Source organism: Mycobacterium sp. OAS707, assembly GCF_014873705.1.
GTDB lineage: Bacteria > Actinomycetota > Actinomycetes > Mycobacteriales > Mycobacteriaceae > Mycobacterium.
In genome coordinates this window covers 87,734-112,488 of record NZ_JADBDS010000006.1, presented here as the reverse complement: position 1 = coordinate 112,488, position 24,755 = coordinate 87,734, and the positions used below count along the sequence as shown (strand labels likewise).

The 24,755-nt window shown below is 65.5% G+C and carries 23 protein-coding genes; 14 read left to right on the top strand and 9 right to left on the bottom strand.

The genetic code is table 11. The features are described 5' to 3' along the window. The first annotated feature begins 11 nt into the window (after nucleotides 1-11). The 4 genes from GGC64_RS31810 (at nucleotide 12) to GGC64_RS31795 (ending at nucleotide 5,265) form a co-directional block, all read left to right on the top strand. Nucleotides 12-1,160 (top strand): exonuclease SbcCD subunit D, encoded by a 1,149-nt coding sequence (locus GGC64_RS31810; protein ID WP_192726596.1) that lies wholly within the window; start codon nucleotides 12-14, stop codon nucleotides 1,158-1,160. Next, nucleotides 1,157-3,778, top strand: coding sequence for an ATP-binding protein (locus tag GGC64_RS31805; RefSeq protein WP_192726595.1), 2,622 nt, complete (start codon nucleotides 1,157-1,159; stop codon nucleotides 3,776-3,778). Before GGC64_RS31810 ends, GGC64_RS31805 begins: the two co-directional genes overlap by 4 nt. Before the next feature lie 69 nt (nucleotides 3,779-3,847). Further along, complete coding sequence (locus GGC64_RS31800) at nucleotides 3,848-4,624, top strand: DUF2182 domain-containing protein (protein ID WP_192726594.1); 777 nt, start codon at nucleotides 3,848-3,850, stop codon at nucleotides 4,622-4,624. 14 nt (nucleotides 4,625-4,638) lie between these two features. After that, complete coding sequence (locus GGC64_RS31795) at nucleotides 4,639-5,265, top strand: DUF1326 domain-containing protein (RefSeq protein ID WP_192726593.1); 627 nt, start codon at nucleotides 4,639-4,641, stop codon at nucleotides 5,263-5,265. An 80-nt stretch (nucleotides 5,266-5,345) separates the two neighbouring features. On the opposite strand, the gene GGC64_RS31790 is transcribed toward GGC64_RS31795, so the two are convergent. Next, a complete protein-coding gene (locus tag GGC64_RS31790) occupies nucleotides 5,346-6,005 on the bottom strand; it encodes a helix-turn-helix domain-containing protein (protein WP_192726592.1) in 660 nt (219 codons plus the stop codon). Nucleotides 6,006-6,083: 78 nt separating this feature from the next. On the opposite strand from GGC64_RS31790, the gene GGC64_RS31785 reads away from it, so the two are divergent. Then, on the top strand, nucleotides 6,084-7,691 hold the full coding sequence (locus GGC64_RS31785; protein WP_225952751.1) for a DHA2 family efflux MFS transporter permease subunit: 1,608 nt from the start codon (nucleotides 6,084-6,086) through the stop codon (nucleotides 7,689-7,691). Here the strand turns inward: GGC64_RS31785 and GGC64_RS31780 are convergent. Beyond that, entirely contained in the window at nucleotides 7,636-7,986 is a 351-nt protein-coding gene (locus GGC64_RS31780; RefSeq protein WP_192726591.1) for a hypothetical protein, read from the bottom strand. The genes GGC64_RS31785 and GGC64_RS31780 overlap by 56 nt on opposite strands. Before the next feature lie 208 nt (nucleotides 7,987-8,194). Between GGC64_RS31780 and GGC64_RS31775 the strand changes: the two genes are divergently transcribed. Next, nucleotides 8,195-9,703, top strand: a complete 1,509-nt coding sequence (locus GGC64_RS31775; protein ID WP_192726590.1) for a GMC family oxidoreductase N-terminal domain-containing protein — start codon at nucleotides 8,195-8,197, stop codon at nucleotides 9,701-9,703. Here GGC64_RS31775 and GGC64_RS31770 read toward each other — a convergent pair. Next, entirely contained in the window at nucleotides 9,700-11,148 is a 1,449-nt protein-coding gene (locus GGC64_RS31770) for an aromatic amino acid lyase (protein WP_192726589.1), read from the bottom strand. The two genes, GGC64_RS31775 and GGC64_RS31770, sit on opposite strands and share 4 nt — an antisense overlap. A gap of 162 nt (nucleotides 11,149-11,310) precedes the next feature. Here GGC64_RS31770 and GGC64_RS31765 point away from each other — a divergent pair, with 162 nt between their 5' ends. Genes GGC64_RS31765 through GGC64_RS31745 form a run of 5 tightly spaced genes read left to right on the top strand, consistent with a single transcriptional unit; the run spans nucleotide 11,311 to nucleotide 15,394 of the window. Continuing rightward, nucleotides 11,311-11,994 (top strand): IclR family transcriptional regulator, encoded by a 684-nt coding sequence (locus tag GGC64_RS31765; protein ID WP_192726588.1) that lies wholly within the window; start codon nucleotides 11,311-11,313, stop codon nucleotides 11,992-11,994. After that, nucleotides 11,991-13,094 carry an ABC transporter ATP-binding protein gene (locus GGC64_RS31760; protein WP_192726587.1) on the top strand — a complete coding sequence of 368 codons (1,104 nt, stop codon included), beginning with the start codon at nucleotides 11,991-11,993 and terminating at the stop codon, nucleotides 13,092-13,094. The genes GGC64_RS31765 and GGC64_RS31760 overlap by 4 nt, the downstream gene beginning before the upstream one ends. Then, nucleotides 13,091-13,735 (top strand): ABC transporter permease, encoded by a 645-nt coding sequence (locus GGC64_RS31755; protein ID WP_192726586.1) that lies wholly within the window; start codon nucleotides 13,091-13,093, stop codon nucleotides 13,733-13,735. Before GGC64_RS31760 ends, GGC64_RS31755 begins: the two co-directional genes overlap by 4 nt. 2 nt (nucleotides 13,736-13,737) lie before the next feature. Next, nucleotides 13,738-14,460: an ABC transporter permease gene (locus tag GGC64_RS31750; protein ID WP_370582483.1), complete on the top strand. Its 723-nt coding sequence runs from the start codon at nucleotides 13,738-13,740 to the stop codon at nucleotides 14,458-14,460. Nucleotides 14,461-14,470: 10 nt separating this feature from the next. Continuing rightward, complete coding sequence (locus GGC64_RS31745; protein WP_192726584.1) at nucleotides 14,471-15,394, top strand: ABC transporter substrate-binding protein; 924 nt, start codon at nucleotides 14,471-14,473, stop codon at nucleotides 15,392-15,394. Here GGC64_RS31745 and GGC64_RS31740 read toward each other — a convergent pair. Next, the gene (locus tag GGC64_RS31740) at nucleotides 15,391-16,605 is read right to left on the bottom strand and encodes an acyl-CoA dehydrogenase family protein (protein WP_192726583.1); all 1,215 of its coding nucleotides are present in this window, start codon (nucleotides 16,603-16,605) and stop codon (nucleotides 15,391-15,393) included. The two genes, GGC64_RS31745 and GGC64_RS31740, sit on opposite strands and share 4 nt — an antisense overlap. An 89-nt stretch (nucleotides 16,606-16,694) precedes the next feature. On the opposite strand from GGC64_RS31740, the gene GGC64_RS31735 reads away from it, so the two are divergent. Next, the gene (locus GGC64_RS31735) at nucleotides 16,695-17,951 is read left to right on the top strand and encodes an alpha/beta fold hydrolase (RefSeq protein WP_192726582.1); all 1,257 of its coding nucleotides are present in this window, start codon (nucleotides 16,695-16,697) and stop codon (nucleotides 17,949-17,951) included. On the opposite strand, the gene GGC64_RS31730 is transcribed toward GGC64_RS31735, so the two are convergent. Genes GGC64_RS31730 through GGC64_RS31715 form a run of 4 tightly spaced genes read right to left on the bottom strand, consistent with a single transcriptional unit; the run spans nucleotide 17,938 to nucleotide 23,355 of the window. Beyond that, complete coding sequence (locus tag GGC64_RS31730; RefSeq protein WP_192726581.1) at nucleotides 17,938-19,608, bottom strand: ABC transporter family substrate-binding protein; 1,671 nt, start codon at nucleotides 19,606-19,608, stop codon at nucleotides 17,938-17,940. The two genes, GGC64_RS31735 and GGC64_RS31730, sit on opposite strands and share 14 nt — an antisense overlap. An 11-nt stretch (nucleotides 19,609-19,619) precedes the next feature. Then, nucleotides 19,620-21,455: an ABC transporter ATP-binding protein gene (locus tag GGC64_RS31725; RefSeq protein ID WP_192726580.1), complete on the bottom strand. Its 1,836-nt coding sequence runs from the start codon at nucleotides 21,453-21,455 to the stop codon at nucleotides 19,620-19,622. Then, entirely contained in the window at nucleotides 21,452-22,381 is a 930-nt protein-coding gene (locus GGC64_RS31720; protein ID WP_192726579.1) for an ABC transporter permease, read from the bottom strand. Before GGC64_RS31720 ends, GGC64_RS31725 begins: the two co-directional genes overlap by 4 nt. Next, nucleotides 22,378-23,355, bottom strand: a complete 978-nt coding sequence (locus GGC64_RS31715) for an ABC transporter permease (protein WP_192726578.1) — start codon at nucleotides 23,353-23,355, stop codon at nucleotides 22,378-22,380. The genes GGC64_RS31720 and GGC64_RS31715 overlap by 4 nt, the downstream gene beginning before the upstream one ends. Before the next feature lie 247 nt (nucleotides 23,356-23,602). On the opposite strand from GGC64_RS31715, the gene GGC64_RS31710 reads away from it, so the two are divergent. Both GGC64_RS31710 and GGC64_RS31705 read left to right on the top strand, forming a co-directional pair. Next, entirely contained in the window at nucleotides 23,603-23,842 is a 240-nt protein-coding gene (locus GGC64_RS31710) for a hypothetical protein (RefSeq protein WP_225952750.1), read from the top strand. Between the two features lie 111 nt (nucleotides 23,843-23,953). Then, nucleotides 23,954-24,184, top strand: a complete 231-nt coding sequence (locus tag GGC64_RS31705) for a hypothetical protein (RefSeq protein ID WP_225952886.1) — start codon at nucleotides 23,954-23,956, stop codon at nucleotides 24,182-24,184. Between the two features lie 5 nt (nucleotides 24,185-24,189). Here the strand turns inward: GGC64_RS31705 and GGC64_RS31700 are convergent, their stop codons facing one another. Further along, complete coding sequence (locus tag GGC64_RS31700) at nucleotides 24,190-24,705, bottom strand: hypothetical protein (protein ID WP_192726576.1); 516 nt, start codon at nucleotides 24,703-24,705, stop codon at nucleotides 24,190-24,192. Nucleotides 24,706-24,755: the final 50 nt, after the last annotated feature.

Below are 24,755 nucleotides of genomic sequence, written 5' to 3'. Positions count from 1 at the left end.
GGAGAGCCGAGATGCGATTCGTGCACACCGCCGACTGGCAGCTCGGCATGACCCGATACTTCCTGAACGGCGAGGCCCAGCCGCGGTATTCAGCCGCCCGCCGCGACGTCGTCGCGGGCATCGGGCCGCTCGCGGTTGACGCGGGCGCCGAATTCGTGGTGGTGGCAGGCGATGTCTTCGAAGACAACCAACTCGCGCCGCGTGACGTCAGCCAGTCGCTGGAAGCCATGCGCGCCATCGGCATTCCGGTGTATCTGCTTCCCGGCAACCACGACCCACTCGACGCTTCGTCGGTGTACACCAGTGCGCTGTTCACCGCCGAATGTCCCGACAACGTCACGGTTCTCGACCGTGAGGGCGTACACGAGGTGCGCCCGGGGCTGGAAATCGTTGCCGCGCCGTGGCGCTCGAAGAAGCCGACCACCGATCTGGTGGCCGAGGTGCTGGGCGGACTGCAGCCCGACGGCGTCACGCGAATTGTGGTGGGGCACGGCGGTGTCGACATCTTCGAACCCGACAAGGACAAGCCGTCGCTGGTCCGGCTCGCTGTGCTGGAGGCGGCCATCGAGCGTGGCGCGGTGCACTATGTTGCTTTGGGGGACAAGCACTCCCGTACTCAGGTCGGCTCGACGGGCCGCATCTGGTACTCCGGCTCACCCGAGGTCACCAACTACGACGACATCGAGCCCGACCCTGGCCACGTGCTGCTGGTCGACATCGATGAAAACGACCCGCGACGGCCGGTGCAGGTGGACGCGCAACGCGTCGGACGGTGGCGCTTCGTCACGCTGTGCCGCACCGTGGACAGCAGTCGTGACATCGTCGACCTCGATATCAACCTCGACCTGATGCCGGACAAGGAGCGCACTGTCGTTCGGCTGGGGCTCAGCGGATCGCTGACCGTCACCGATAAGGCCGCGCTCGACGCGTGCCTCGACAAGTACGCCCGGCTGTTTGCCGCGCTGGTGCCGTGGGACAAGCAGACCGACATCGCGGTCATCCCCGCCGACGGCGAGTTCGACGACCTCGGCATCGGCGGGTTCGCTGCGGCCGCCGTCGACGAGCTGGTCGACACCGCACGCACTGACGGTGAGGATGCCGACGACGCCCGCGCGGCGTTGGCGCTGCTGCTGCGCCTGGTGGACCGGGGCGTCGCGTGAAACTGCATCGGCTCGTACTGACGAATTACCGCGGCATCACCCACCGCGAGATCGAGTTTCCCGACCACGGCGTGGTCGTCGTCAGCGGCGCCAACGAGATCGGCAAGTCGTCGATGATCGAGGCGCTCGATCTGCTGATCAACTCAAAGGACCGGTCGAACAAGAAGGACGTCAAGCAGGTCAAGCCGACCCACGCCGACGTCGGCGCCGAGATCACCGCCGAAATCTCAACCGGCCCTTATCGATTCGTCTATCACAAGCGGTTTCACAAACGTTGCGAGACGCAGCTGACGGTGCTCGCGCCGCGCCGCGAGCAGCTCACCGGCGACGAGGCGCACGAGCGGGTCCTCGCGCTGCTCGACGAGACGGTCGACATGGAGTTGTGGCAGGCGCAACGGGTGCTGCAGGCGACCTCCACCGCGGTGGTGGACCTGTCAGGGTGCGACGCACTCTCGCGCGCGCTGGATGCGGCCGCCGGCGAAACGCAGGCGCCGTCCGGCGCTACGGATGGACTGCTGATCGACCGCATCGACGCCGAATACCTGCGGTACTACACGCAGACCGGCCGGCCGACCGCCGAATGGGCCGCCGCCATCAAGCGGCTGCGCGACGCCGACGACGAGGTGGCCCGGTGCGCGGCCGCGGTGGCCGAGGTCGACGATGCGGTGCGCAAGCACGGCGCGCTGACCGAGAGCCTTTCGGTGCTGGCCGAGCAGCGGGCCGAGGCGGCGAAACGTCTCGCCGAGGCGCGTGCAGCGGCGGAGGCCGTCGCCGCGCTGACCCAGCAGCTCAAGCAGGCCCAGGTGGTCGCCGCAGCAGCCGATGCCACGATGACCGCGTCGGTCGCCGCGCTCACCGAACGGCGGCGGCTGCGCGCAGACATCGATCAGCGCACCGCCGCGACCACCGAACTGCAGGCCGCCGCGGCGGAGGCTGTCGAGGACCTCGCGACCGCTGCCGAAGTGCAGGAGGCCGCCGAGGCCGCAGCGGGGGAGGCGCGTGCCGCAGTCGAGGCGGCCCAGACGCGGGTCGATGTCGCCCGGCGTGCCGTCGAGCGCGTATCCGCCCGGGACGAGGCCGACCGCCTCGAAGGCCGCCTTGCCAAGCTCGATGCCGCACGCCGCGAGCTCGACCGCGTTGCCCGCGAGCTCGCGGACATTGCGCTGACAGACGACACGATGCGGGCGATCGAAGCCGCGGCCATTGCGGTCGAACGGGCTGCGGGTCAAGCCGAACTCGCGTCAGCCCACATCGAAATCGTCGCGATCGCCGACGTCGAGGTCCGCGTCGAGGGCGAGCCGGTTTCCCTCGAGGCCGGTGGCAGCTGGGCGGCAAACGTCGGCGCGCCGACCGACATCGAACTGCCCGGGTTGCTGCGTGCCCGCGTCGTGCCCGGAACTCCCGCGGCGGATTCACAGACCAAACTCGAAGCGGCACAAGAGGTTCTCGCTGGTGCATTGGCGCGGGCGCGGGTCGCGGATGTGGATGCCGCGCGCCTGCTGGATGAGCGTCGCCGCGAACTGCTTGCTGCGCATACCAAACTGAGCGCCACGTGCGAAGCGCTGACAGGTGACGACGTCGTCGACCAATTGCGAACGCGGCTAGCCGAATTGCGCGCTGGTGAGCCCGCCGACCTCAGTCTGTGGGACGACCCGACGGCTGCCCGCGCCGACCTCGACGCCGCGGTGGTCGCGCACAAGCAGGCCATGGCGGACTGCGAAACACATCGCAAGGTGGCCGAGGCCGCGGCGAAGCGATTGGGGGAGCAGACCACCCGTGCCAACGTCGCCCGCGAAAAACTCGCCGCGGCCCGAATCGAACTCAGCGCAGCGCAGGAGCGGTTGGTTCATCTGCGATCGCTCGCTACCGACGACGAGCTCGCGGTCAAGGCAGAAGCCGACGGTGAGGCGGCCCGGCGCGCAACAGGACTCGTCGCAGAACTGGGCGCCGAATTGGCGAAGAGTGCACCGGACACCGTCGGCGCCGCGCTCAGCGATGCGGTTCGCCGGGCCGACTCGCTGGACAGCAGGCACGAGGAAGCATCCGAGGCGCTACGCGAGGTGACCACGCAGCTCAAGGTTTACGGCACCGAGGGCCGCAAGGGTCACCTCGATGCCGCACAGACCGAACGCGAGCGCGCAGAGGCAGAGTATTTGCGTATGCATCGGCGTGCCCGTGCTGCGCAACTGCTGCGCTCGGTGATGGCGCGACACCGCGACGCCACCAGGCAGCGTTACGTCGACCCGTTCCGAAACCAGGTGGAGCGGTTGGGCCGCATCGTGTTTGGCGATAGCTTCGAAGTCGAGATCGACAGCGCGCTGCGCATCTGCAACCGGACACTGGCGGGCCGCACCGTGCCGTACGAGTCGTTGTCCGGCGGCGCCAAGGAACAGATGGGCATCGTCGCGCGACTGGCTGGCGCGGTGTTGGTGGCCAAGGAAGACAGCGTTCCGGTGGTCATCGACGACGCGCTCGGTTTCACCGACCCGCAGCGGCTGACCAAAATGGGCGCGGTGTTCGACGCCGTCGGCGGAGATGGTCAGGTGATCGTGTTGACCTGCAGTCCGGAGCGCTACGCCAGCGTGACGGGGGCCCATCACATCGAGCTCACGGCCTAGCCGGCAAATCCGCTACCCCGGCCCGCCAACGGTGCAATAGTTGGTACACGACGGCCGTGGGGGGCTGACTTGCGTGCGAGCGACGTTCGTGGGGTAGCGGGCAACCGCGACATCTGGTTGCAGGCTGGGCTGCTGATCCTCGCGGCACTCGGTTGGTGGTGGTCGGCCTACACCGCCGGTGAGATGGCCGGCGACGAGACGTCGATGGACGGCATGCCGATGGCGCAACAGCCGGCCATGTCATTCGTCGCGTTCCTGGTCGCATGGGTGGCGATGATGGCCGCGATGATGTTCCCGGCGGTGCTGCCGGTGGTCCGCCTCTACGCGAGGGCAGCCGCTAACGGGCAGGCTGCGCCGGTGGCCGTCTTCGTCGGCGGATACATCGCGCTGTGGGGACTGGTCGGCGTTCCGGCGTACTTCGCGTGGAGTCGCTTGAATGAGCCGCTGATGACGGGCAGCTCATGGGCCGCACGCGTCGCGGGCGGAGTCGCGCTGGCCGCGGGTTTGTATCAGCTGACGCCACTGAAATCGGTTTGCCTGCGGCACTGCCGATCGCCGCTGTCGTTCTTCATGCGCCACGGCAAGCATCTGGATCGCCCGGTGGGCGCGTTCGTCGCAGGCATGCGGCACGGCATGTTCTGCATCGGATGCTGCTGGATGCTGATGGCGCTGCTGATCGCTTTCGGGGCAATGCAATTGGTATGGATGGTGGTTTTCGCGGTGCTGATTCTGCTCGAGAAACTCGCGCCGTTCGGAGAACAGCTTGCCCGGGTGACGGGAGTGGTGCTGGTGATTCTGGGTGCCACGCTGTTGATGCGCCCCGACTTTGTTACTTACCTGCTCTGATCGAAAGGTTTGCCATGACAACGACCGAACAAAGCACTCGCTGGTACCTCAAGGGACACGGGTATGAGTTCTGCAACTGCGCGCCGGGGTGCGGGTGCAACTTTCACGGGTTCCCGACGTCGGCCGACGGCAGCTGCCGGGCGATGGTCGGTAACCACATCCTCGAGGGCTCTTGCGGTGATGTGGACCTCTCCGGTGTGAAAGCGATCGCGGTGATCGACTGGCCGAAGGCGATTCACGACGGCAACGGCAGGGCGGTGTTCATCGTCGCCCCGGAGACCACCGACGAGCAGATCGAGTGTCTGTCACAGATTTACACCGGCCAACTCGGTGGCGACCCATGGGGAATCCTCGGCACGACGTACGAGGTCGTCGGGCTTGCGAAGGCACCGATCAGTTTCGACGGTGAGGGCGTGACCGTGACGATGACGGCCGAGGGCCTCGGCCGGGCCACGGGTGACAGCTTCAAGAACCCCGTGACCGGTGAGCCGCATCAAGCACAGATCGTGCTGCCGGATGGGTTCATCTGGACGAAGGGTGAATGCGGCATCGGCTCGTTCCAGGTCGAGGCCGAAGGTGTTCGGCTGGACTTCACCGACACGAATTGGATCTTCTACGAGTTCGACTGGTCGAACGCCTAGTTGCCGTCCGCCGCCGAGTGGCCACTTGCGGCACAGGATCTCGCAAAAACTGTGTCATAACTGGCCGCTCGCGCCAATACCTAGGCCGCCTGTAGACCAGGGTCGCCGGATAGGCCGAACACGCGTCGCATGTCGCCGACGGCGTCCGCGTCCCCGTCGAACTTGATCCGCCGCAGAGCGGCCTTGCGCTCGGCCGCGGTCGCGCCCAGCCGAGCGGAGATCAGGTCGGCTGCCGTCGTCGTCACGGTGACGGCGGGCGAACCCTGTGGGGCGCTCAAGCCTGCGGGGTCGACGGCGAACTCGAACCTGCGCTTGTCGATGTCGACGCGATACGACGCGCGCACGTCCCCGATGCTGCCGGAATCAATGCCGAGCAGGATGCCTGCGAGAAATCCGTTGAGCGGCGTCAGCGCGGAGGCATCCGGCACGACCATGTCGAGGCCGAACATCGCGATCGCCTTGACCACCGGCAGCACCTTGCGCCAGCCCGTCTGGCTCAGCGTGTACACCGTCCGCGCGACCGGCGGCGGCAACTCCTCGCGATCGACCAGACCGGCCTCCTCCAGCTCGCGCAGTCGGTCGGCCAGCAGGTTGGTGGCGATCCCGGGCAGCTGTCCGCGCAGATCTCCATAGCGGCGAGGACCACCGATCAGCTCGCGCAGGATCAGCAGCGTCCAGCGCTCGCCGAGCACATCGAGGCCTTTGGCGATCGGGCAGTTCTGCTGGTAGCTCCGTGGCATGGGAATAACCTTACCACTTAGACAAGTAATAGGTCTTATCGCTTGAAAAACTTGTCTGAGAGGTTTACGGTTCTGGCCATGAGCACCCCAATCTTCAAAGACCGCCCGGTCGCCGCGCTCGTCTTCATCTGCCTCAGCGTCTTCGTCATCAGCGTGGACGCCACCATCGTCAACGTTGCGCTACCTACTCTGTCGCGGGACTTGGACGCCGACACCGCGCAGCTGCAATGGATCGTCGATGCCTACACGCTCGTGATGGCCGGGCTCATGCTGTCGGCGGGCAGCCTGTCCGACCGTTTCGGTCGCCGCGGCTGGCTCAGTGCCGGCCTCGCGCTGTTCGCGGTCACCTCCGCCATTGCGGCACAAGTGAACTCGGCCGATGCGCTGATCGCTTCGCGGGCAGCCATGGGCGTCGGCGCCGCCGTCATCTTCCCAACCACATTGTCATTGATCACCAACATCTTCGCCGAACCGGTGAAGCGCGCGAAGGCGATCGGGCTGTGGGCCGCCATGGTCGGCGTCGGTGTGGCCGCGGGGCCGATCTCCGGTGGTTGGCTGCTCGAGCACTTCTCATGGGGTTCGGTATTCATGGTCAACGTGCCGCTGGCAGCGGTGGCGATCATCGGCGGCGTGCTGTTCATCCCGACCTCACGTGATCCCGCGGCACCGCCGGTCGATGTGCCGGGTCTGGTGCTGTCCTCCATCGGCATCACTGCGCTGGTCTACGCCGTCATCGAGGCGCCGAACTGGGGCTGGGGCAGCACGCACACCGTCGCGGGCTTCGTGAGTGCCGTGGCAGTGCTCGCGGTTTTCGCGCTGTGGGAGCGGCGCACCCCGCACCCGATGCTCGACGTGACGGTGTTCTTCAACAGGCGGTTCTCCGGTGGCAGCCTGGCGGTGACCGCAGGGTTTCTGACCTTGTTCGGGTTCATTTTCGTCATCACCCAGTACTTCCAATTCATCAAGGGCTACAGCGCATTTGAGGCCGGGGTCCGGCTACTGCCCGTCGCCGTCTCGATTGCGGTCGCCAGCATCATCGGTCCGCGCATTGTCGAAAGGACCGGCACCACTGCGGTGGTCGCAGGCGGGTTGGCCACCTTCGCGGCTGGACTCGCGTGGGCGTCGACAGCCGACGCCGCTACGCCGTACCTCGAAATCGCCTTGCAGATGGTGCTTCTCGGCGGTGGCCTCGGCCTGACCACCGCGCCGGGCACCGAGGCGATCATGGGCTCGCTGTCCCCGGACAAGGCCGGCGTCGGTTCGGCGGTCAACGACACCACCCGTGAACTCGGTGGAACGCTGGGCGTCGCGATCGTCGGCAGCGTGTTCGCCTCGATCTATTCGAGTCGGCTTTCCGCCAGCCCGGCGTTGGCCAACCTGCCCGCCGATGCCCGCGCGACAATGGAACGGTCGATGGCCGCCGCGCAACGAGTCATCGGTCAGCTTCCGCAGCCGCTGATTCCCGACGCCCGCGCCGCTGTCAACACGGCTTTTCTCGACGGTCTGCAGGTCGGTTCGCTTGTCAGCGCGGGAATCGCGCTGGGCGCCGCGATCGTCGTCGCCTGGTTGCTTCCCGCCCGGGCACCGCACGCAGAGCTGCTCGAGGCCGAGGCGGTGCCGGCCTTGTCGGTCAGCAGAACTGAGTCAAGCCGCCCGTGCAATGACCCTTCCCCGGCAACGTCGTGAAGTTGCCGCTCAGCGTGCCTGCGCCGAATTGAGAATCCGGCGCTGTGACGATGCGACCCGAGCTGGTGGGACCATTGGTGGCTACAGTGCCCGAGAAGGTGCCGCCACGCGGGCCAACCACCTGGCCGCCGTTGGCTTTACCGCCCGATTTGATACCGCCGTTGCCACCGGATGCACCGCCGACGCCGCACGACGCATCACACGGGGCGGCGAACGCGGTGGGGGCTGCGACCATGAGAGCCATCAGAGGGGCCCCGATGCAAACCGCGACGAACTTGTGAGTGGCATTCTTCATCGACTTCTCCCTTTCGGCTCGCGAGGGTAGGGTGAGACAGCCCGATCACGGTTGCCAAAATAGTCCCCTCGCCCCGTTATGCCAGCATTTCCGGTCAATTCGCCATCAGAAAGAGTTGCTGAATTGACGTCATCGGCAATACGCCACGGCCACACCTGAGCCGACGAATTGAGCGTGCAACGACTGGCGGACTCATAGACTCCGGCAGGTGGATGCCGACTACATCGTGGTGGGGACCGGCTCGGCCGGGTCAGTGGTGGCCAACAGGCTCAGCGCAGATCCGGCCGTGTCCGTGGTGGTGCTCGAGGCTGGCCCGCGGGACAAGGACAAGTTCATTCACATCCCTGCCGGTTTCGCGAAACTCTTTCGCAGCGCCATGGACTGGGATTACCTGACCGAACCGCAGAAGGAACTCGACGGCCGCGAAATCTATTGGCCGCGAGGCAAAGTGCTGGGCGGCTCATCATCGATGAACGCGATGATGTGGGTCAGGGGTTTTCCCGCGGACTACGACGAGTGGGCCGAGCACGCTGGCGAGCAGTGGAGCTACGGGTTTGTCGAGAAGTACTTCCAGCGCATCGAAAGCGGACCGCTCGTCATCTCGCCGCAGCGCAGCCCACGCAGCGCAACGGCGGCCTGGTTGGAAGCCGCGCGCGAGTGCGGTCACAGGGGTTTCATCGAAACCCGCGTCACACAGCGCAGGGGAGCGCGGTGGAGCACCGCCGACGCGTATCTCAAACCGGCGCTGCGGCGGCGAAACCTGACCTTGCACACCGAGGCCACCGTGACGCGTGTGCTCTTCGACGGAAAGCGCGCAGTCGGTGTGGAATTCGAGCAGCTGGGTGCTCGCCGCGTCGTGAAGGCCCGCCGCGAGGTGGTGCTGTGCGGCGGCGCGATCAACAGCCCGCAGTTGCTGATGCTGTCCGGCATCGGGCCTGGCGACCAGCTCACCGAGCACGGCATCGGCGTGGTGGCCGAGGCACCCGGTGTCGGCACGAACCTGTTGGACCATCTCGTGGTCCCGATTGGTTTCGACGTGCCCAACGACACTCTGTTCACGGCGGAGAAACCGCTGGAACTGGTGAACTACTTTGCGCGCAGACGCGGCATGCTCACGTCCAACGTCGGGGAGGCCTACGGCTTCGCCAAGAGCCGCGCGGACCTCGAACACCCAGATCTGGAGCTGATTTTCGCGCCCGCTCCGTACTTCGAGGAAGGGCTCGGCGATCCCTACGACCGCCATGCCGTTGTGATGGGTCCGATCCTGCTCAAGCCGCACAGCAGCGGCACCATCACCCTGCGGTCGGCGAATCCGAAAGACAAGCCGATCATCGACCCCCGGTACCTGACCGACGCCGACGGCGCCGACCGTGCAGCGCTGATGTCCGGGTTGCGGATGTGTGCCGATATCGCCAGGGCCGCCGCGCTCAAGGGCATCATCGGCAAGATCGCCAGGCCGCTGGGCGCGAGGGTACTCGACGACGAGACGCTCGAAACGGCACTGAACTCGTTGTCGCACACGCTTTATCACCCGGTTGGCACCTGCCGGATGGGCAGCGACGACGCCAGCGTCGTCGACCCTGAGCTACGCGTGCGCGGGGTGGACGGGCTGCGGGTCGCCGATGCGTCGGTGATGCCGACAATCATCCGCGGCCACACCCACGCGCCCAGCGTGCTCATCGGCGAGAAGGCCGCAGACCTGATCCGAGCGGGTTAGCTCTTCGTTTCGGCGGGCACCAGTCGGCCGATCTCGTCCAGCAGGGATTCCGCCAACGCGATATCCCCGCGGAGGTCGCGGTCGTCGGTGGCGCGGGGCAGCACGCCGGCAAGGTCGAGCGCATCGCCAACCACACCGCCGACCTGATCGTGGAGTCCGCGGTGACGCAGAAGTCGCACTGCGCCAACGAGTTCGCAGCACAGCAAGACCCGGTATGCGGCGATGGACCGCTCGAGTTGCTGTGCGCCCTGAGACGCGAAGGTGGCGTCCTCCTCTGCGCCCCGCGACAGCACGAGCGTGCCGGCAGACGCAGGTTGGGCGGCGTTGCGGATCTCCGCGATCGCACCTGCGGCCACGTACTCGACCATCATCAGCCCGGACGACCCCGGCGCATCAGCTGCGAGAAAAGCGTTGCCGCCGTTGGTATCCGGGTCGTTGATCATTCTGATCCGGGAGTGCGTGATGGGAGCGGTGAGCGCGAGCGCCAGCGTGGTGCCATCCAATTCGAGCGACAACGACGCCTGGTAGAACGCACCGTGATGAACGACTGCGCCCTTGTCGATATCGAACAGCGGATTCTCCTGCGCGGAGTTGAGCGTTCGCTCCAGTTGCCCCTCCAGCGTGTGCATGGACGCGAGCACCGTCGCCTGCGCAACCGGGTACACCCGCAGGCCGTAGGGATCCTGGATGCGGGCGGGTGGTCGACCCAGCCCGTCCGCCAGCAGTGAGCACAGCCGATCGGCGACGGTCGCGACATACGGGGCGGCCGACGCTTGCGCGGCGACGGAAGACAGCGCCTCGGGATTGCCGTCGAGTGCAATGAAACTGAGCGCGTAGATCATGCTCGACGCTCTTTCCAGACGTGAAAGCTCGTCCAGTGCAAGGCAACCGCGGCCGACGGTGAGCGCGCTGCTGCTCATGAACGGCAACGCGCTGTCGGCGCCCCACGGCGCCATCGGCGTCAGCGGCTTCGACGCCCGCCGCTCGCCGATCAGAGTCAATGCGGTGCCTGCGAGCGGGGCGAGGTCCCCCGTCCCGATCGACGCGTACTGACGAAGCTCCGGCAGGGCGTCGTCGTTGAGCATCGTCGCGAGTCCGGACAAGATTTTCGGATCGAGTCCCGCGCCAGGCACGCACAACTGGGCCAGCCGCACAGCGAGCATCGCCCGCACCGTCCTGTCGTCCAGCGGGTCACCCGCATCCACTGCGTGGCTGCGCAGCAGACGCATGCCGTATTCCGTGTCGGTCGGCGACACGGCCGTGTTTCGATTCGCGCCGACGCCGGTGGTTCTGCCGTAGATGGGGAAGCGGGTGCCCAGCTCCGCGGCCACCCGATGCGCGTGGTCGACGGCTTCAACAACGCGCGGCGAGACCGAAACCTGCTCGCGGCGGTCCGCGAGTGCCACCACGTCGGCGATACTCGCGGATCCGTTAAGTACAAGCATGGAATTCTCCTCGTTATCTATCGCACGCGCGCGACGAGTCCTATCATCACCGAAACCGGGTATTGCCGCTAGATGGAATTTGAATTTTACTTAGTGGAAATCGACGAGGCGTTGCTCGCAACAAACCCCTCGTAGATTGCATGGCGGTGAGAGGAGGTCACGGTGGCCGAACCGTCCACGCGGACCGTGGAGCGCGCGCTCGCCCTGCTCGCCACGATCTGCGACCGCGGTGGCGCGAACCTCGCCGACAGCGCGAGGGAGTGCGATCTCGCGCCGAGTACGGCGCTTCGGCTGCTCCGCACACTGGAGAACACCGGCTTCGTCACCAAGGAAGAAGTCGGCGGCACCTACCGGCCCGGCAGCCGCCTCATCCAGCTCGGGGCGCAGGCCCTTTCCAACGAGTCGTTGATCGACTTCGCCAAGCCCGTGATGGAGAAGCTGGTCGCCGAGGCGGGGGAATCGGCATACCTGAGCGTCGAGGGCCACGGCGGCACTGCGCTCTACATCAGCATCGTCGAGGGCACTCATTCCGTGCGCCATGCCAGCTGGGTCGGTCGCACCGTTCCGTTGGACAAGTCAGCGGCCGGGCACGCGTTGCGCGGTCGGGTGCCCGACGAGGGGTACGTGATCGTTGAACGCGGTGTCGAGGCGGATGTCACCGCGATCGCATGCCCCGTGTATTCCGAGTCGCGCATCGTCGCCGCGCTGAGCCTGGTGATTCCCAGCTACCGGCTCAATTCCTCGCAATCCGCCGAATACGGCCGAATGCTCGGCGCGGCAGCGGCTTCGCTGTCTGCCGGCTTGAGTCGTCGCTCGAATTCCACTCCGCCAGAAGGACACTCATGATCACGTTCGACAACGTCTCCAAGGTCTATCCCGATGGCACCGTCGCCGTCGACAAGCTCACGATCACCGCACCCAACGGCAAGATCACCACCCTGGTCGGCCCGTCGGGATGCGGCAAGACGACGTCGATGCGGATGATCAACCGGCTCATCGAACCGACCTCGGGCAGCATCACGCTCGACGGGGTCGACACCCAGACGCTCGACAAGGTCGCGTTGCGCCGCAGGATCGGCTACGTCATCCAGAACGCAGGCCTGTTCCCGCACCGCACGGTGGTCGACAACGTCGCCGCGCTGCCGCGGTTGCTTGGCGGCGGAAAGCGGGAAAGCCGTTCCAAGGCAATCGAACTCCTGGAGCGCGTCGGGCTGGATGCGAAATTCGCCCGGCGCTACCCGTGGCAGTTGTCCGGTGGCCAGCAGCAGCGTGTCGGAGTGGCCCGCGCATTGGCGACGGATCCGCCGTTCCTGTTGATGGACGAGCCGTTCAGCGCCGTCGACCCGATCGTGCGCAACCAGTTGCAGGACGAATTTCTGCGGCTGCAGGCCGACATCTCCAAGACCATCGTGATGGTCACCCACGACATCGACGAGGCGCTCAAACTCGGTGACCAGGTGGTGGTGCTTCGGCAGGGCGGAACGCTGGCACAGGCAGCGACGCCTGCCGAGCTGCTCGCCGCGCCGAACGATGCGTTCGTCGCCGACTTCGTCGGCTCGGCACGCGGTTATCGCGCGCTGGGGTTCCACACTTCAGATGAGCTGCTGAAGCTCAACGAGGAGCCGACTATCACTGTGGGGCAACCTGTCTCGTCAATCGCGTCGCAGGGGCGGTGGGTTCTTGTCGTCGATGAGAAGCGGGCTCCGATTGGCTGGGTCGACACCGAAAATGTCCGCGGCGACCGCATCCAGGACAGTGACGTCAACCTCAGCGCCACGTCGGCGCCGCGCACTGCTCCGCTCCGTGACCTGCTCAACTCGGCGCTGTCCAGCCCGAGCAGCCGCTGCGTCGTCACCGATGAGAACGGCGCGCTGCTCGGCACCGCATCCGATCACGACGTGATCGACGCGATCCGCCGCGCGAAGGCCGCGAGGACGGCGGCATGAACTGGATATCGTCGAATATCGACCGGATCGTTTCGCTGACGATCAGCCACACCTGGCTGACGCTGGTGCCCACCATCCTGGGGCTCCTCATCGCGCTCCCGCTCGGTTGGTGGGCGCATCGATTCAAGAGGGGCCAGGCCGCGATCGTCGGCACCGCGGGGCTGCTCTATACGATTCCCTCGCTCGCGTTGTTCATTATCCTGCCGGTGATCCTCGGTACGAAGATCCTCGACCCGTTGAACATCGTTGTCGCACTGACGCTTTACACACTGGCACTGCTCGTGCGGGTGGTCGCCGATGGGCTGGACTCGGTGCCGCACGACACGGTCGCGGCCGCCGAGGCCATGGGCTATCGAGGGTGGCAGCGACTTGTTCTCGTCGAACTGCCGGTCGCGGTTCCGGTCATCGCCGCTGGACTGCGGGTGGCAGTGGTGTCCAACGTCAGCATCGTGACCATGGCGGCCCTGCTGGGGATCCCGCAGTTGGGCTCCCTGTTCACGCAGGGGTTCCAGTTGCGGCTGTACGTTCCGCTCGTGACGGGCATCGCGCTGTGCGTGGTGCTTGCGGTCGTCTTCGACGGCCTGATCATCTGGCTGAACAGACTCTTGACCCCTTGGCGGCAAAGGACGGTCACCTCATGAACATCGTTGCGTGGCTGACCGATCCGGTGAATTGGTCGGGGTCGGGCGGTATTCCGGCGCAGGTCGGCTACCACCTGCTGTACTCCGCGATCGCGTTGCTGGCCGCCCTGGTCATCGCGGTTCCGCTGGGAGTTCTCATCGGCTACACCGGACGCGGGGAGGCGTTGGTCGCCGGGTCGGCCAACGCGTTGCGCGCACTGCCCTCCCTGGGCCTGCTCGTGCTGCTGTTCCTGGTCATCTCGCCGGTCGTCGCCGGAAAGCTGGTCTATGTGCTGCCGACCATCATTGTGCTTGTGCTGCTTGCCGTGCCGCCGATCCTGACCGGAACGTATGCCGGCATCCAGACCGCCGATCCCGACGCCGTCGGCGCAGCAAGGGGAATGGGGTTCACCAAGCCCCAGATTCTGTTGCGTGTGCAGCTGCCCTGCGCCTTGCCGCTGATGGTCTCCGGCGTCAGAAGCGCGACGCTGCAGATCGTCTCGACGGCCACGATCGCCGCCTACCTGGGCCTGCAGGGGCTGGGTCGATTCATTCTCGATGGCAGGGCGCAGGCCAGCTTTGCCGAAATGGCCGGCGGGGCAATCCTTGTCGCGATCCTGGCGCTCGCTCTCGAATTCACCTTCGCCTGGCTCGGCCGTGTCATTGTGTCACCGGGCCTGCGCCGCACCACCGCCAAATCAAGCTCACCGATATCCACAACCGTCCTCGAGCCGGCCACCACCTAGGAGAATCACCATGAAGAAACGCACACTGTTATCGGCCATGGCCGCAGCCTCCGTCCTCGCGTTGTCCGCGTGCGGCGGCGGGGGCGGCGACCCGCTCTCAGGCGGCGGTAACAACAGCGGGTCGTCGGGCTCGCAGGTGATCGTGGGTTCGGCCGACTTCACCGAAAGCCAGTTGATCGCAAGCATTTACTCACAGGCGTTGCAGGCAGACGGTGTGAGTGTGAAGGAACAGTTCAACATCGGTAGCCGTGAGGTCTATCTCCAGGCCCTCAAGGACGGCTCCATCGACCTGGTTCCCGAGTACACCGGGGCGCTGTTGAGCTACCTCGATCCGAAGTCGACCGCAGCCACCCCGCAAGCGGTGCAGAGCGAACTGTCGACGAAGCTGCCGGCAGGAACGTCCATGCTGACGCCGTCACCGGCAGAAGACAAGGACGTCGTGGCCGTGACACAGGCGACGGCCGACAAGTACAAGCTGAAGACCATCTCCGACCTCAAGCCGGTCGCAGGCGAACTCGTCCTCGGCGGACCGCCCGAATGGAAGACCCGAACCCAGGGCGTGGTAGGACTGCGCGACCTGTACGGCCTCAATTTCAAGGACTTCGTCAGCCTCGACGCAGGCGGCACCTTGACGATGACCGCACTGACAAACGGTCAGGTCCAGGCGGGCGACCTGTTCAGCACCGACCCCGGCCTGCACGCCAACCACCTTGTCGCGCTTGAGGATGACAAGAACCTGTTCGCCGCGGAGAACGTGGTCCCGCTGATCAAGTCCGGCAAGCAGAACGACAACATCACCAAGACACTGAACGCCGTGTCGGCCAAGCTCACCACCGATGACCTGATCTCGATGAATGCCGAGGCGGCCAAGGGCACCAACCTGGCCGACATCGCAAAGAAGTGGCTCGCAAACGCGGGGATATCCAAGAGCTAGAAGTAGGCGTTGGCCGGAACCGGCGTGCCGTGCAACAGGTTCTGGCCGATCACCCGGGCCTTGTACGCCACGGGGTTGTGCAGGGTGATGGTGCGGATGTTGCGCCAGTGCCGGTCGAGGTTGCGCTGCCTGCTGGCCGCGCTGGCTCCGCCCAACTCCAGCAGCCGGGTTGCGGCCTGCGGTGCCACGTCGTCGAGGTGCACCTTGACCTTGGCGACTTTCAGCTGGGCTTCCTCGGCGAGCCGCGCGTCGGGAACGCCGCCGGTCTCGGATGCCGTCGCGGCCTCAATGGCTGCAGCGGCATCGAGCACGACGGCCCGCGCGATGTAGGCGGTCGCGGCCAACTCGCCGAGCTGCCTTTGGTACAGCGGGTCGTCGGTCGGCCGCTCGGACAGCGCATGGCTGAAGCTGCGGTCGCGTGAACGCAGCAGCGCGACACCGTCATCCACGACCGCGGCCAGGATGCCGGCCACCACGGCGTGGATGTACAGCTGCAGCGACGCATACTGCACCGTCGGCGCCGGGTCCGCGTCATAGGAGGTGTCGGAGAGGACCTCATCCGCAGACACCGCGACGTCGGTGAACACCGTGGTACCTGTGCCGGTGCGGCGCTGGCCGAAGCCATCCCAGTCGTCGATCAGCCGCACGCCCGCACGGTCGGCGGGCACCACCACCGTCGCGACCGAGTCGTGGTCGGTGGTGGTAGCGACGGTGAGATAGTCGGAGAACAGCGTGCCGGTGCTGTAGAACTTCTCGCCGTTGAGCCGGTAACCACCGCCATCCGCGGGTAGCAGGCGGGTGTTGAAGACGAGGCTGCCGACGGCCAGTGAACCCTTCTCGCTGAACGCATTGCCGAAGATCTTGCCCTCGGAAACCTTGTGCAACCAGCGCGCAGAACTGGGATCGTCGGCGGTGCGCAGCCTTTCCTCGACGAACCAGAAGTGCGTCCGAAAGATGTGGGCCACAATGGGATCGGCCTTGGCGACATCTATCACCGCTGAAAACAGTTGCGGGACTGTGAGTCCCGCGCCGCCGAGATGCTCAGGCAACCGGAGGATACCGAATCCGGCTCGCTTCAACGCAGACACTTGGTCAAAAGGGTTCTCGTCGTTGAGATCTCGATCTTTTGCGCCAGCACCGATCTGGTCGAGCAGGCTTGCCCATTCGGGCGAGCCTGGCAGTGTGCGAGCCGCGCGGTCTACTGAGGTCATGGCCTGGTTTTACCGAAGCCGGGCCCTGACACGCACTGCTTTGGATCATCGGGAGCCTAAGAACGGCCGACGGGGCACAATGTGTGGTGATGACGATGAACGCCAAGCGTCGCCGGGCGCACGACAAGCTGGCCGCTTTGCCAGGCGTGCGCGCGGTGCGACGGCCGATCCGGCCGGATGGCACAGAGGACTTCGACCTGTTCTATGTGCGCACGGGGCGTAAATCGACGAATCCGCTGGTCGTCATCCCCGGCGGGCCCGGCGCCGCCTCGATCGCTCTGTACCGAGGTTTCCGTCGCCGCGCTGCCGCCGAGGGCCTCGACGTGATCATGATCGAGCACCGCGGCGTGGGCATGTCCCGTCATGACGACAGCGGCACGGATCTGCCGCCCGAGGCGCTGACCATCGACCAGGTGGTCGACGACGTTGCCGCTGTCCTTGACGACGCCCACGTCGCCAAGGCCACCATCTACGGCACCTCGTATGGCACCTACGTCGCAGCCGGAGTCGGTGTGCGACACCCGGATCGGGTGCACGCGATGATTCTCGACTCACCGGTGTTGTCGGCCGACGATATCGACGCCGTCCGCGAGGCGACCCGTCGGCTGTTGTGGGACGGCGACAGCGCCGAGACCGCTGACCTGGCCGCCAAGGTGCGCCAGCTCGTTGACCAGCAGAAGTTCAGCCCGCAGGCGACCCAGCTGGCCGCCGCGGTGTACGGCTTCGCCGGGCCCGCGGTGTTACGGCGTCAACTCGACCTGTTGCTGGCCGGGCGGCTCGCGCTGTGGTCGGCCCTCGACCGGGGCGCGCGCTTCCTGTTCGAACGCAAGGCGCCCTACCGGCACGAACCCGATTTGGTCGGCAGGATCGGCTACCGCGAGCTGAACTACGCGGCTGCTCCAGACGGAAAGCCGCTTGACCCCGCCGTCGCTTTTCTCGAGTTCGACGTGAGCACAACGGAATTCGAAGCCGAGCCGTTCGATCTCGTCGAGGCGATGCCGATGTTCAACTGGCCGACGGTCGTCATCTCGGGTGGTCGCGATCTGATCACCCCGCCCGCCGTGGCCGACAGGATCGCCTCGCTGATCCCGGGCGCGGTGCTGGTCAGGCTGGCCACCGCCGGGCATTCGGCGATCGACCTTCGTGAGCGGGCAGCGCTGGACATCATCAAGGCCACCTACGACCGCGCGACGTCAGGTCTGCCGGCCCGTGCCAGGAAGCTGGACGCGGCGCCGGGCGGCCTCGGGGTTCGGCTGGCGATCTGGGCCATTGCAGGCGCCGCCGCCGTCGAAAAGGCCGTCCCTGCCGCAGTTCCCCGCACCGTGCATCGCGTTACTGCTTCATGAAGCCGATCTTGGTGTAGTCAGCATCACCCATACCGAATGCGCCGAAGTTAGCCAAAGTATTTCGCACAGCGACGTTTCCGGTGTTCTGAAACAAGGGCAGGCTGAAGCCCTCCGCCCAGATCAGCTTGTCCAATTCATTGGCAAGCGCGCGGGCCTTGTCGGGATCGAGTTCGTCGAGCGTCTGCTCGGCCTTGGCGTCTATTTCCGGGCTGCTGATCTTGCCGAAATTGCTGTCGGCACCGGTGGTGTAGATCTGCGTCAGGCAGCAGAGAGCGAATGCATCTGCGCCCCAAGCGAACTGAGCGATATCGAAATTGCCCACAGTGACGAAATCGGTGAACAATGTGCCACCTCGCGCGGTGACCAGTTCGAGTTTGACGCCGATTTGCGCGAGGCTGTTTTGGGCGATCTGGGCAATCTGCTTGGTGGTCTGGGCGTCGTAGAACACGTCACGAATCGCAAGTTGTCGACCGTCCTTCTCGCGGAACTGGCCGTTCATCCGCCACCCCAGCGCATCCAGTTCCTGCTTGGCCTTCTCGGGATCGAACGCGACCACCGCGCTGTTGTCCTGATAGCCCTTTTGGCCCGCGACGTATATGTGGTTGTTCAGCGCTGCAGGCTTGTCTGAGAGTCCGCGCTGCGACACGTCGGCGATTGTCTGCCGGTCGATGCCCTTGGCGATGGCGAGTCGCAGCGCCTTGTCCGACAGGATGGATCCGGGGGCGCCATTGAAGGTGAAGTGATACCAACTCAGCCCGGGCGCGCGTCGGATCGCGACGCCGTCCGTGCGCCGAGCGATGGTCAACTCGTCAAGTGAGGCAAGCCCGGTTGCGTCGATGGTGTTGTTCTGCAGCGCGGGGATGCGAGCAGCATCGTCGAGCACCAGGTACGTGATGCTATCGAGCAGCGGCGGTGTTCCCCACCATTTTGGATTGCGGGTCAACGTGATTCGTTGGGCGGAACGGTCAACAGACGAGACCATGAATGGTCCTGCGGATGGCCCTGGCCCGTTGAGCTCGCCCTTGTTGAATGCTTCAGGCGTTGCGACTGTGCTCTTGGGCTGAAGCGGCGTATTGCCGGAGAACATGCCGCGCCACTCGGCGTACGGCTTGGCGTACGTCATGATGGCCTGACGGTCGTCGACCCCGCGAGTCACCGATGCGACGCGGTCGCTGCCCGACGAACTCGCGATCGCGAACCGCTTGTCCTTGCCGTTGGTGGCTTCAATGTTGGAGGCGATGTCCTCCCACGTGATCGGCGTCCCATCGGTCCAAACCGCCTTGGGATTGATGGTGTACGTAACGACCTGGGGATTGGTGCTGGTGAGCTTGATGTCGGTGAAGTAGTCGGTGTTCACGGTCAGCGAGCCGTCCGGCGCGATCCGGAACGCCCGCGGCAATGTCGCCCGCGCGAGCGCGCCGACGTCGGCGGTGTTCCCGTCGATGTGCAGCTGGTTGAAGTTGGCCGGAAATTCGGTCAGCGCCAACCGCAGGTTGCCGCCCTGTTTCAGGGCTGATACCGGCTGCGGGTTGATGTCATTGGTCGTCCCGACCTCCGCGGATCCGCCTGCCGACGGCGTCTCGTGCTTTGTGCCGGAGCATCCGGTGAGAGTCAAACCGGCGGCGAGGACAACCGCGGCGAAGCGTCGGATCTTCATGGCGACAGACGTTACCTGCGATTCGGTTTTGGTTGCGGTACTGCGGCGAGCAATCGGCGGGTGTAATCGTGCTGCGGATTGGCGAGCACCTGGTCGCCGTCGCCTTGTTCGACGATCTTGCCCTTGTACATGACCGCGACACGGTGGGCCAAATGTTTGACGACGGAAAGATCGTGCGACACGAACAGGTACGACAGGCCGAACCGGTCCTGCAGTTCCAGCAGCAGGTTGATGATGCCTGCCTGGATCGACACGTCCAGCGCCGAAACGGGTTCGTCGAGCGCCAGGATCTTCGGCTGCAGCGCCAGTGCCCGTGCGATCCCTATACGCTGCTTCTGTCCACCGGAGAACTCGGCCGGATATCGGCTGGCGTCCTCGCGTCGCAGCCCAACTATTCCCAGTAGTTCGGCAACCCGCTCGCCGGTTCGGCGCTTGTCGAAACCATTGGCCTGCAATGGCTCTGCGAGAACATCGAACACAGGAAGCCGCGGATCCAGCGACGCGACCGGGTCCTGGAACACCACCTGCAGATCGCCGCGCAGGGCACGCCGGGCACGCCGGTCGAGCGTGGCGACGTCGGAGCCGAGGACCTCTATCGAACCTGACTGCGGCGCCGTCAGTTCCAGGATCTCGTGCAGTGTCGTCGACTTGCCCGACCCGGATTCGCCGACAATGCCGAGCGTCTGGCCTTGGGGCAGCTCGAAACTGACCCCGTCGACCGCGCGCACCTCGCCGATCTGGCGGCGCAGCACCACGCCCTTGGTCAGCTTGTAGGTCTTCACAAGGTCGCGCACTCGCAGCACGACGGGAACGTCGTCTTCCTTCTCGGTGGCCAGTGGCTCCGTCGGCACGCCATAGATTTCGGCCGCGCTTCGGCCGGCGACGAGTTGGGTGCGGATGCATGCCGCGCGATGCCCGGGACTGATCTGCAGAAGTTCCGGTTCCGCCGCGCGACAGTCGCTGATGGCAAGCGGACAACGCGGCGCGAACGAGCAACCCGGCGGCAGGGCCGCCATCGAGGGTGGCGCGCCGGGGATCGGCACCAGCCGCGCCCCTTGCGGGGAGTCCAGCCGCGGCACCGAACCGAGCAACCCTGCGGTATAAGGCATTCGGCAGTCGGCATACAACGCGTCGACTTCTGCAGTCTCTACCGCGCGACCGGCGTACATGACCAATGCACGGTCGGCGAATTCGGCGACCACACCGAGGTCGTGGGTGATGATCAGCACGCCCGCGCCGGTGACGTCGCGCGCGGTCTTGAGCACCTCCAATATCTGCGCCTGCACGGTCACGTCCAAAGCTGTCGTCGGCTCGTCGCAGATGAGCAGGTCAGGATCGTTGGCGATGGCGATGGCGATCACCACCCGCTGTCGCTCACCGCCGGACAGCTCGTGTGGAAAGGCGCGCGCGCGTCGCTCGGGCTGGGCGATGCCGACCAGCTCGAGCAGTTCGATGGCCCTGGTCCTGGCGGCTTGCTTGCCGATACCGCGGTTGTGAATCTCCAGCGCCTCGGCGATCTGATCGCCCACCGTGTACACGGGGGTCAGCGCCGACATCGGATCCTGAAACACCGTGCCGATGACCTTGCCACGGATTTGCGACATCTGGCTGTCTGATCGCCCGAGCAGTTCGTCGCCGTGCAGCCGGATCGATCCGGATACCTCCGCGTACTCCGGCAACAGCCCGACGATCGACATCGCTGTCGCCGACTTGCCCGAACCGGATTCGCCGACGAGTGCGACAACCTCTCGTTCCGCCATTTCGAAGGTCATGCCGCGCACCGCATTTACCCGCTCGGTGTCTGTTGAGAAGGCAACGGTGAGATCGGTCACCTGCAGCAGGCTCATTTGCGAAGCCTCCGCAGCGGTTGAGCACTCGGATCCAGCGCGTCGCGCAGGCCGTCTCCGACGAGATTGGCGCAGAAGATGATCAGCACCAGCACACCCGCGGGGAACAGAAACACCCACGGGAATGTCGTAACAGACGTTCTACCGTCGTCAATCAGCGTGCCCAGCGATACGTCCGGCGCCTGAACGCCGAAACCCAGGAAGCTCAACCCGGTTTCGGCCAAGATCGCGAGGCCGACGTTCAGTGCGGTGTCGATAATCAGAAATGACGCTACGTTGGGCACGATGTGGCGAGCGATGATTCGCGTGTTGCTGACTCCCATATAACGTGCAGCAGAGACGAATTCGCGCTCGCGCAGACTCATCGTCATGCCGCGTACCACCCGGGAGCTGATCATCCAGCCGAACACGGACAGCAGGAGGATCAACCAAAGCACGGTCCCGGCTTGCTTGGTGCGCGGTGTGATGATCGCGATCACATAGAAGCTCGGGACCACCAACAACAGGTCGACGATCCACATCAGTGTGCGATCGCGCCAGCCCCCGAAGTATCCGGCTATCGAGCCCACGGTCGCAGCGATGAGCGAGGAGATGAAGGCTACGCAGACCCCTATCAACATGGATTTCTGCATACCGCGCAGGGTTTGGGACAGCAGGTCCTGGCCGGATGAATTTGTGCCGAACCAATGCTCAGGCGTCGGCGGCTGCTGTAAAGCGGTGAAATCCATGTCGGTGTAGCGGTAAGGCAACACCGACGGTAGGGCGTAGCAGGCAATGAACAGCACGACCAGAAGCACGAGCGAGACCACCGCAGGCTTGTTGCGCAGAAATCGGCGCCACACCAGTGTGCGTCGCGACGTGAACCGGGCCACGTCCACTCCGGATTTGGCGGTGGTCGCGGTCTCGGTGGTCACTGGTTCGGTCACGTCACCCTGACTCTCGGATCGAGCGCCGCGTAAATGACATCGGACAACAGCCCTGCGATCAGGATCAGGGCGCCCGAAAAGAAGGTGATGGCGACGACGATATTGGTGTCCTGCGTCGAGATGCCTTGTACCGCCCATTCACCCATACCGTGCCAGCCGAAGATCGTCTCGACGAACAGTGCGCCGGTGAACAACCCGGCGACGCTGTAGGCGAACAGTGTCGCCATGGGAATCAGTGCCGTGCGTAGGCCGTGTTTGAACAGTGCGCGGCGCCGGGTCAGCCCCTTGGCGCGGGCGGTGCGGATGAAGTCCTGGCCGAGCACATCCAGCATCGCGTTGCGTTGATACCGGCTGTAACCGGCGATCGCCCCCAAGGCCAAGGTGAACGTCGGCAGCACTAGATGCTGTACCCGATCGACGAATTGGTTCCACGTCCCCCCGATCGCGTCCGGCGACGTCTCACCCGTATATTCGAACAGCTGGATGCCTAGCAGCGAATTGACTTGCAGCGCAACAAGAATGAGCAGATTAGCGATGACGAACGTTGGGGCACTGATCACCAACAGCGACAACACGGTGATCACCCGATCCGACAGCCGGTATTGCCGGACGGCCCCCCACGCGCCGACCACAACGCCGATCACGGTGCCAACGACCGAGCCGATCACGAGCAGACGCAGACTGACGCCGATGCGTCGCCCCAGTTCATCCGAAACCGGCTGTCCGCCGATGGTGGTGCCGAAATCACCGTGCACAACGCCTGCCACCCAATGGCCGTAGCGCAGCGGTATCGGCTTGTCGAGGTTCAGCTCTGCGGCCTTCGCGTCGATGACTGCTTGCGGCGGCCGCGGACTCCGCTGCAGGAGGCTGTCCAACGGTCGAAACGTCAGCGAAGCCAGCGAGAAGGTAAGGAACGAGGCCACCGCCAGCAGCACGATGTAGTTCAGCAGTCGCCGCAGGAGAAATCGCGTCATGGGCGACATCCACGGGCGGCGTGCATGACGCACAGGGTAAGAGATGGTTCCTGAATAACCACCGGCAAGCGCCCCGCGCGCCCGACTCTTTGACTGTGGAAACAGTGACAGCGCGCATGTAGGTAGTTCGCACGCTCGATCCAGTGCCTTCACAGGATTTTCGCATTCACTGGCTCCGACCTGCACGTTTGCCGGTTCGTCGCGCTGAGGCGACGGCCCGGCTCACAGTCATAGAGGAGCGAACACCATGCAACCAACCAGGCAAACCAACGCAAAGATGCTGGCGGCCGTCATCGGCGGCAGCGCCATAGTGGCGGCGGGGGCGCTGAGCATGGCGATCAGCCAGCAGGCGGCGCCGGTGACGATCACCAGCTCGGGTATGACGGTCGGCGCGACCAGCACCCAGGAAACGCCGCCGGCCGCCCCGGAAACCACGATCGCGGTGCCACTGGTCAAGGCGACCCCATTCGGCGGCGCCGGCTCCTAGCGCCTCTGACGTTTCACCCACGGTCCGTTCGGTTACCCGAAACAGCGGAGGGGTCGCTGGTCGACCCCTCATGAACTGTTCGAGGCCAGAGACCGAATGGAGTGGTCAGAGGTGAATCCGAGTCAGCTCAAACTCGTCGCGGCCGGTATCGGTGCCTGCGCCCTTGTTGGGATGGGCGCGTTCACCGTCGTGGTCAGCGGCGCACCGGGAAACATCAGCGAGGGCCCAGAGATCACGCTCGGCGGAACGACCACGTCGACGACGGCCCCCACGACCGTGGAAACCAGCGTCGCGACACCACCGGTGACCGCGACGACGCCGTCCGGGTTCGCCACCCCGTAGCGGCGTCAGTTCCGGTGAGTCGGCGCCGACCCGGATCCGCCGAGATCCGGTGGCGGATTGCCGATGCTGGTGACGATCGCCGTCTGAGCGTTGCGGGTGGCGCGCACGGCCACCTGGGCGTCAACGGCGAGCGGTGCGCCGGCATTGCGCGCCGCGGCGGGAATGACGTAGCTCTGTGTGTAGCCGTCAGCGCTGCGCACTGTGATTGAGGTGGGCGAGGCCGCGGTGACCGTGCCGGTCTGTGTCAGTTCGGTGCGGTAACCGCCGTTGCCGTCGGCCACGACGGATTCCGCGTGCAGTGAGTGCGGTGCGCTGTCACTCTGGCCCGGTGCGCCCATCGCGCCGTGCATTCCGATCTGCGGTCCTGGCTGGTGGGAGGCGCCGAACGGGTGGGACGTGCCCTCGGTCGCGGCGTAGATGGCGGCCCCGCCGACTGCGGCGATGACCGCTGCGACCGCGATGGCGCCAACGCTCCCGCGCCAGCCCCACGCCCGATGCTCGGCGATTTGAGGGGTGCTCATGTGACCAGAGTGCAAGCCGTTCATGTGAGTCCGCTGTGCGTGTTGCCGAA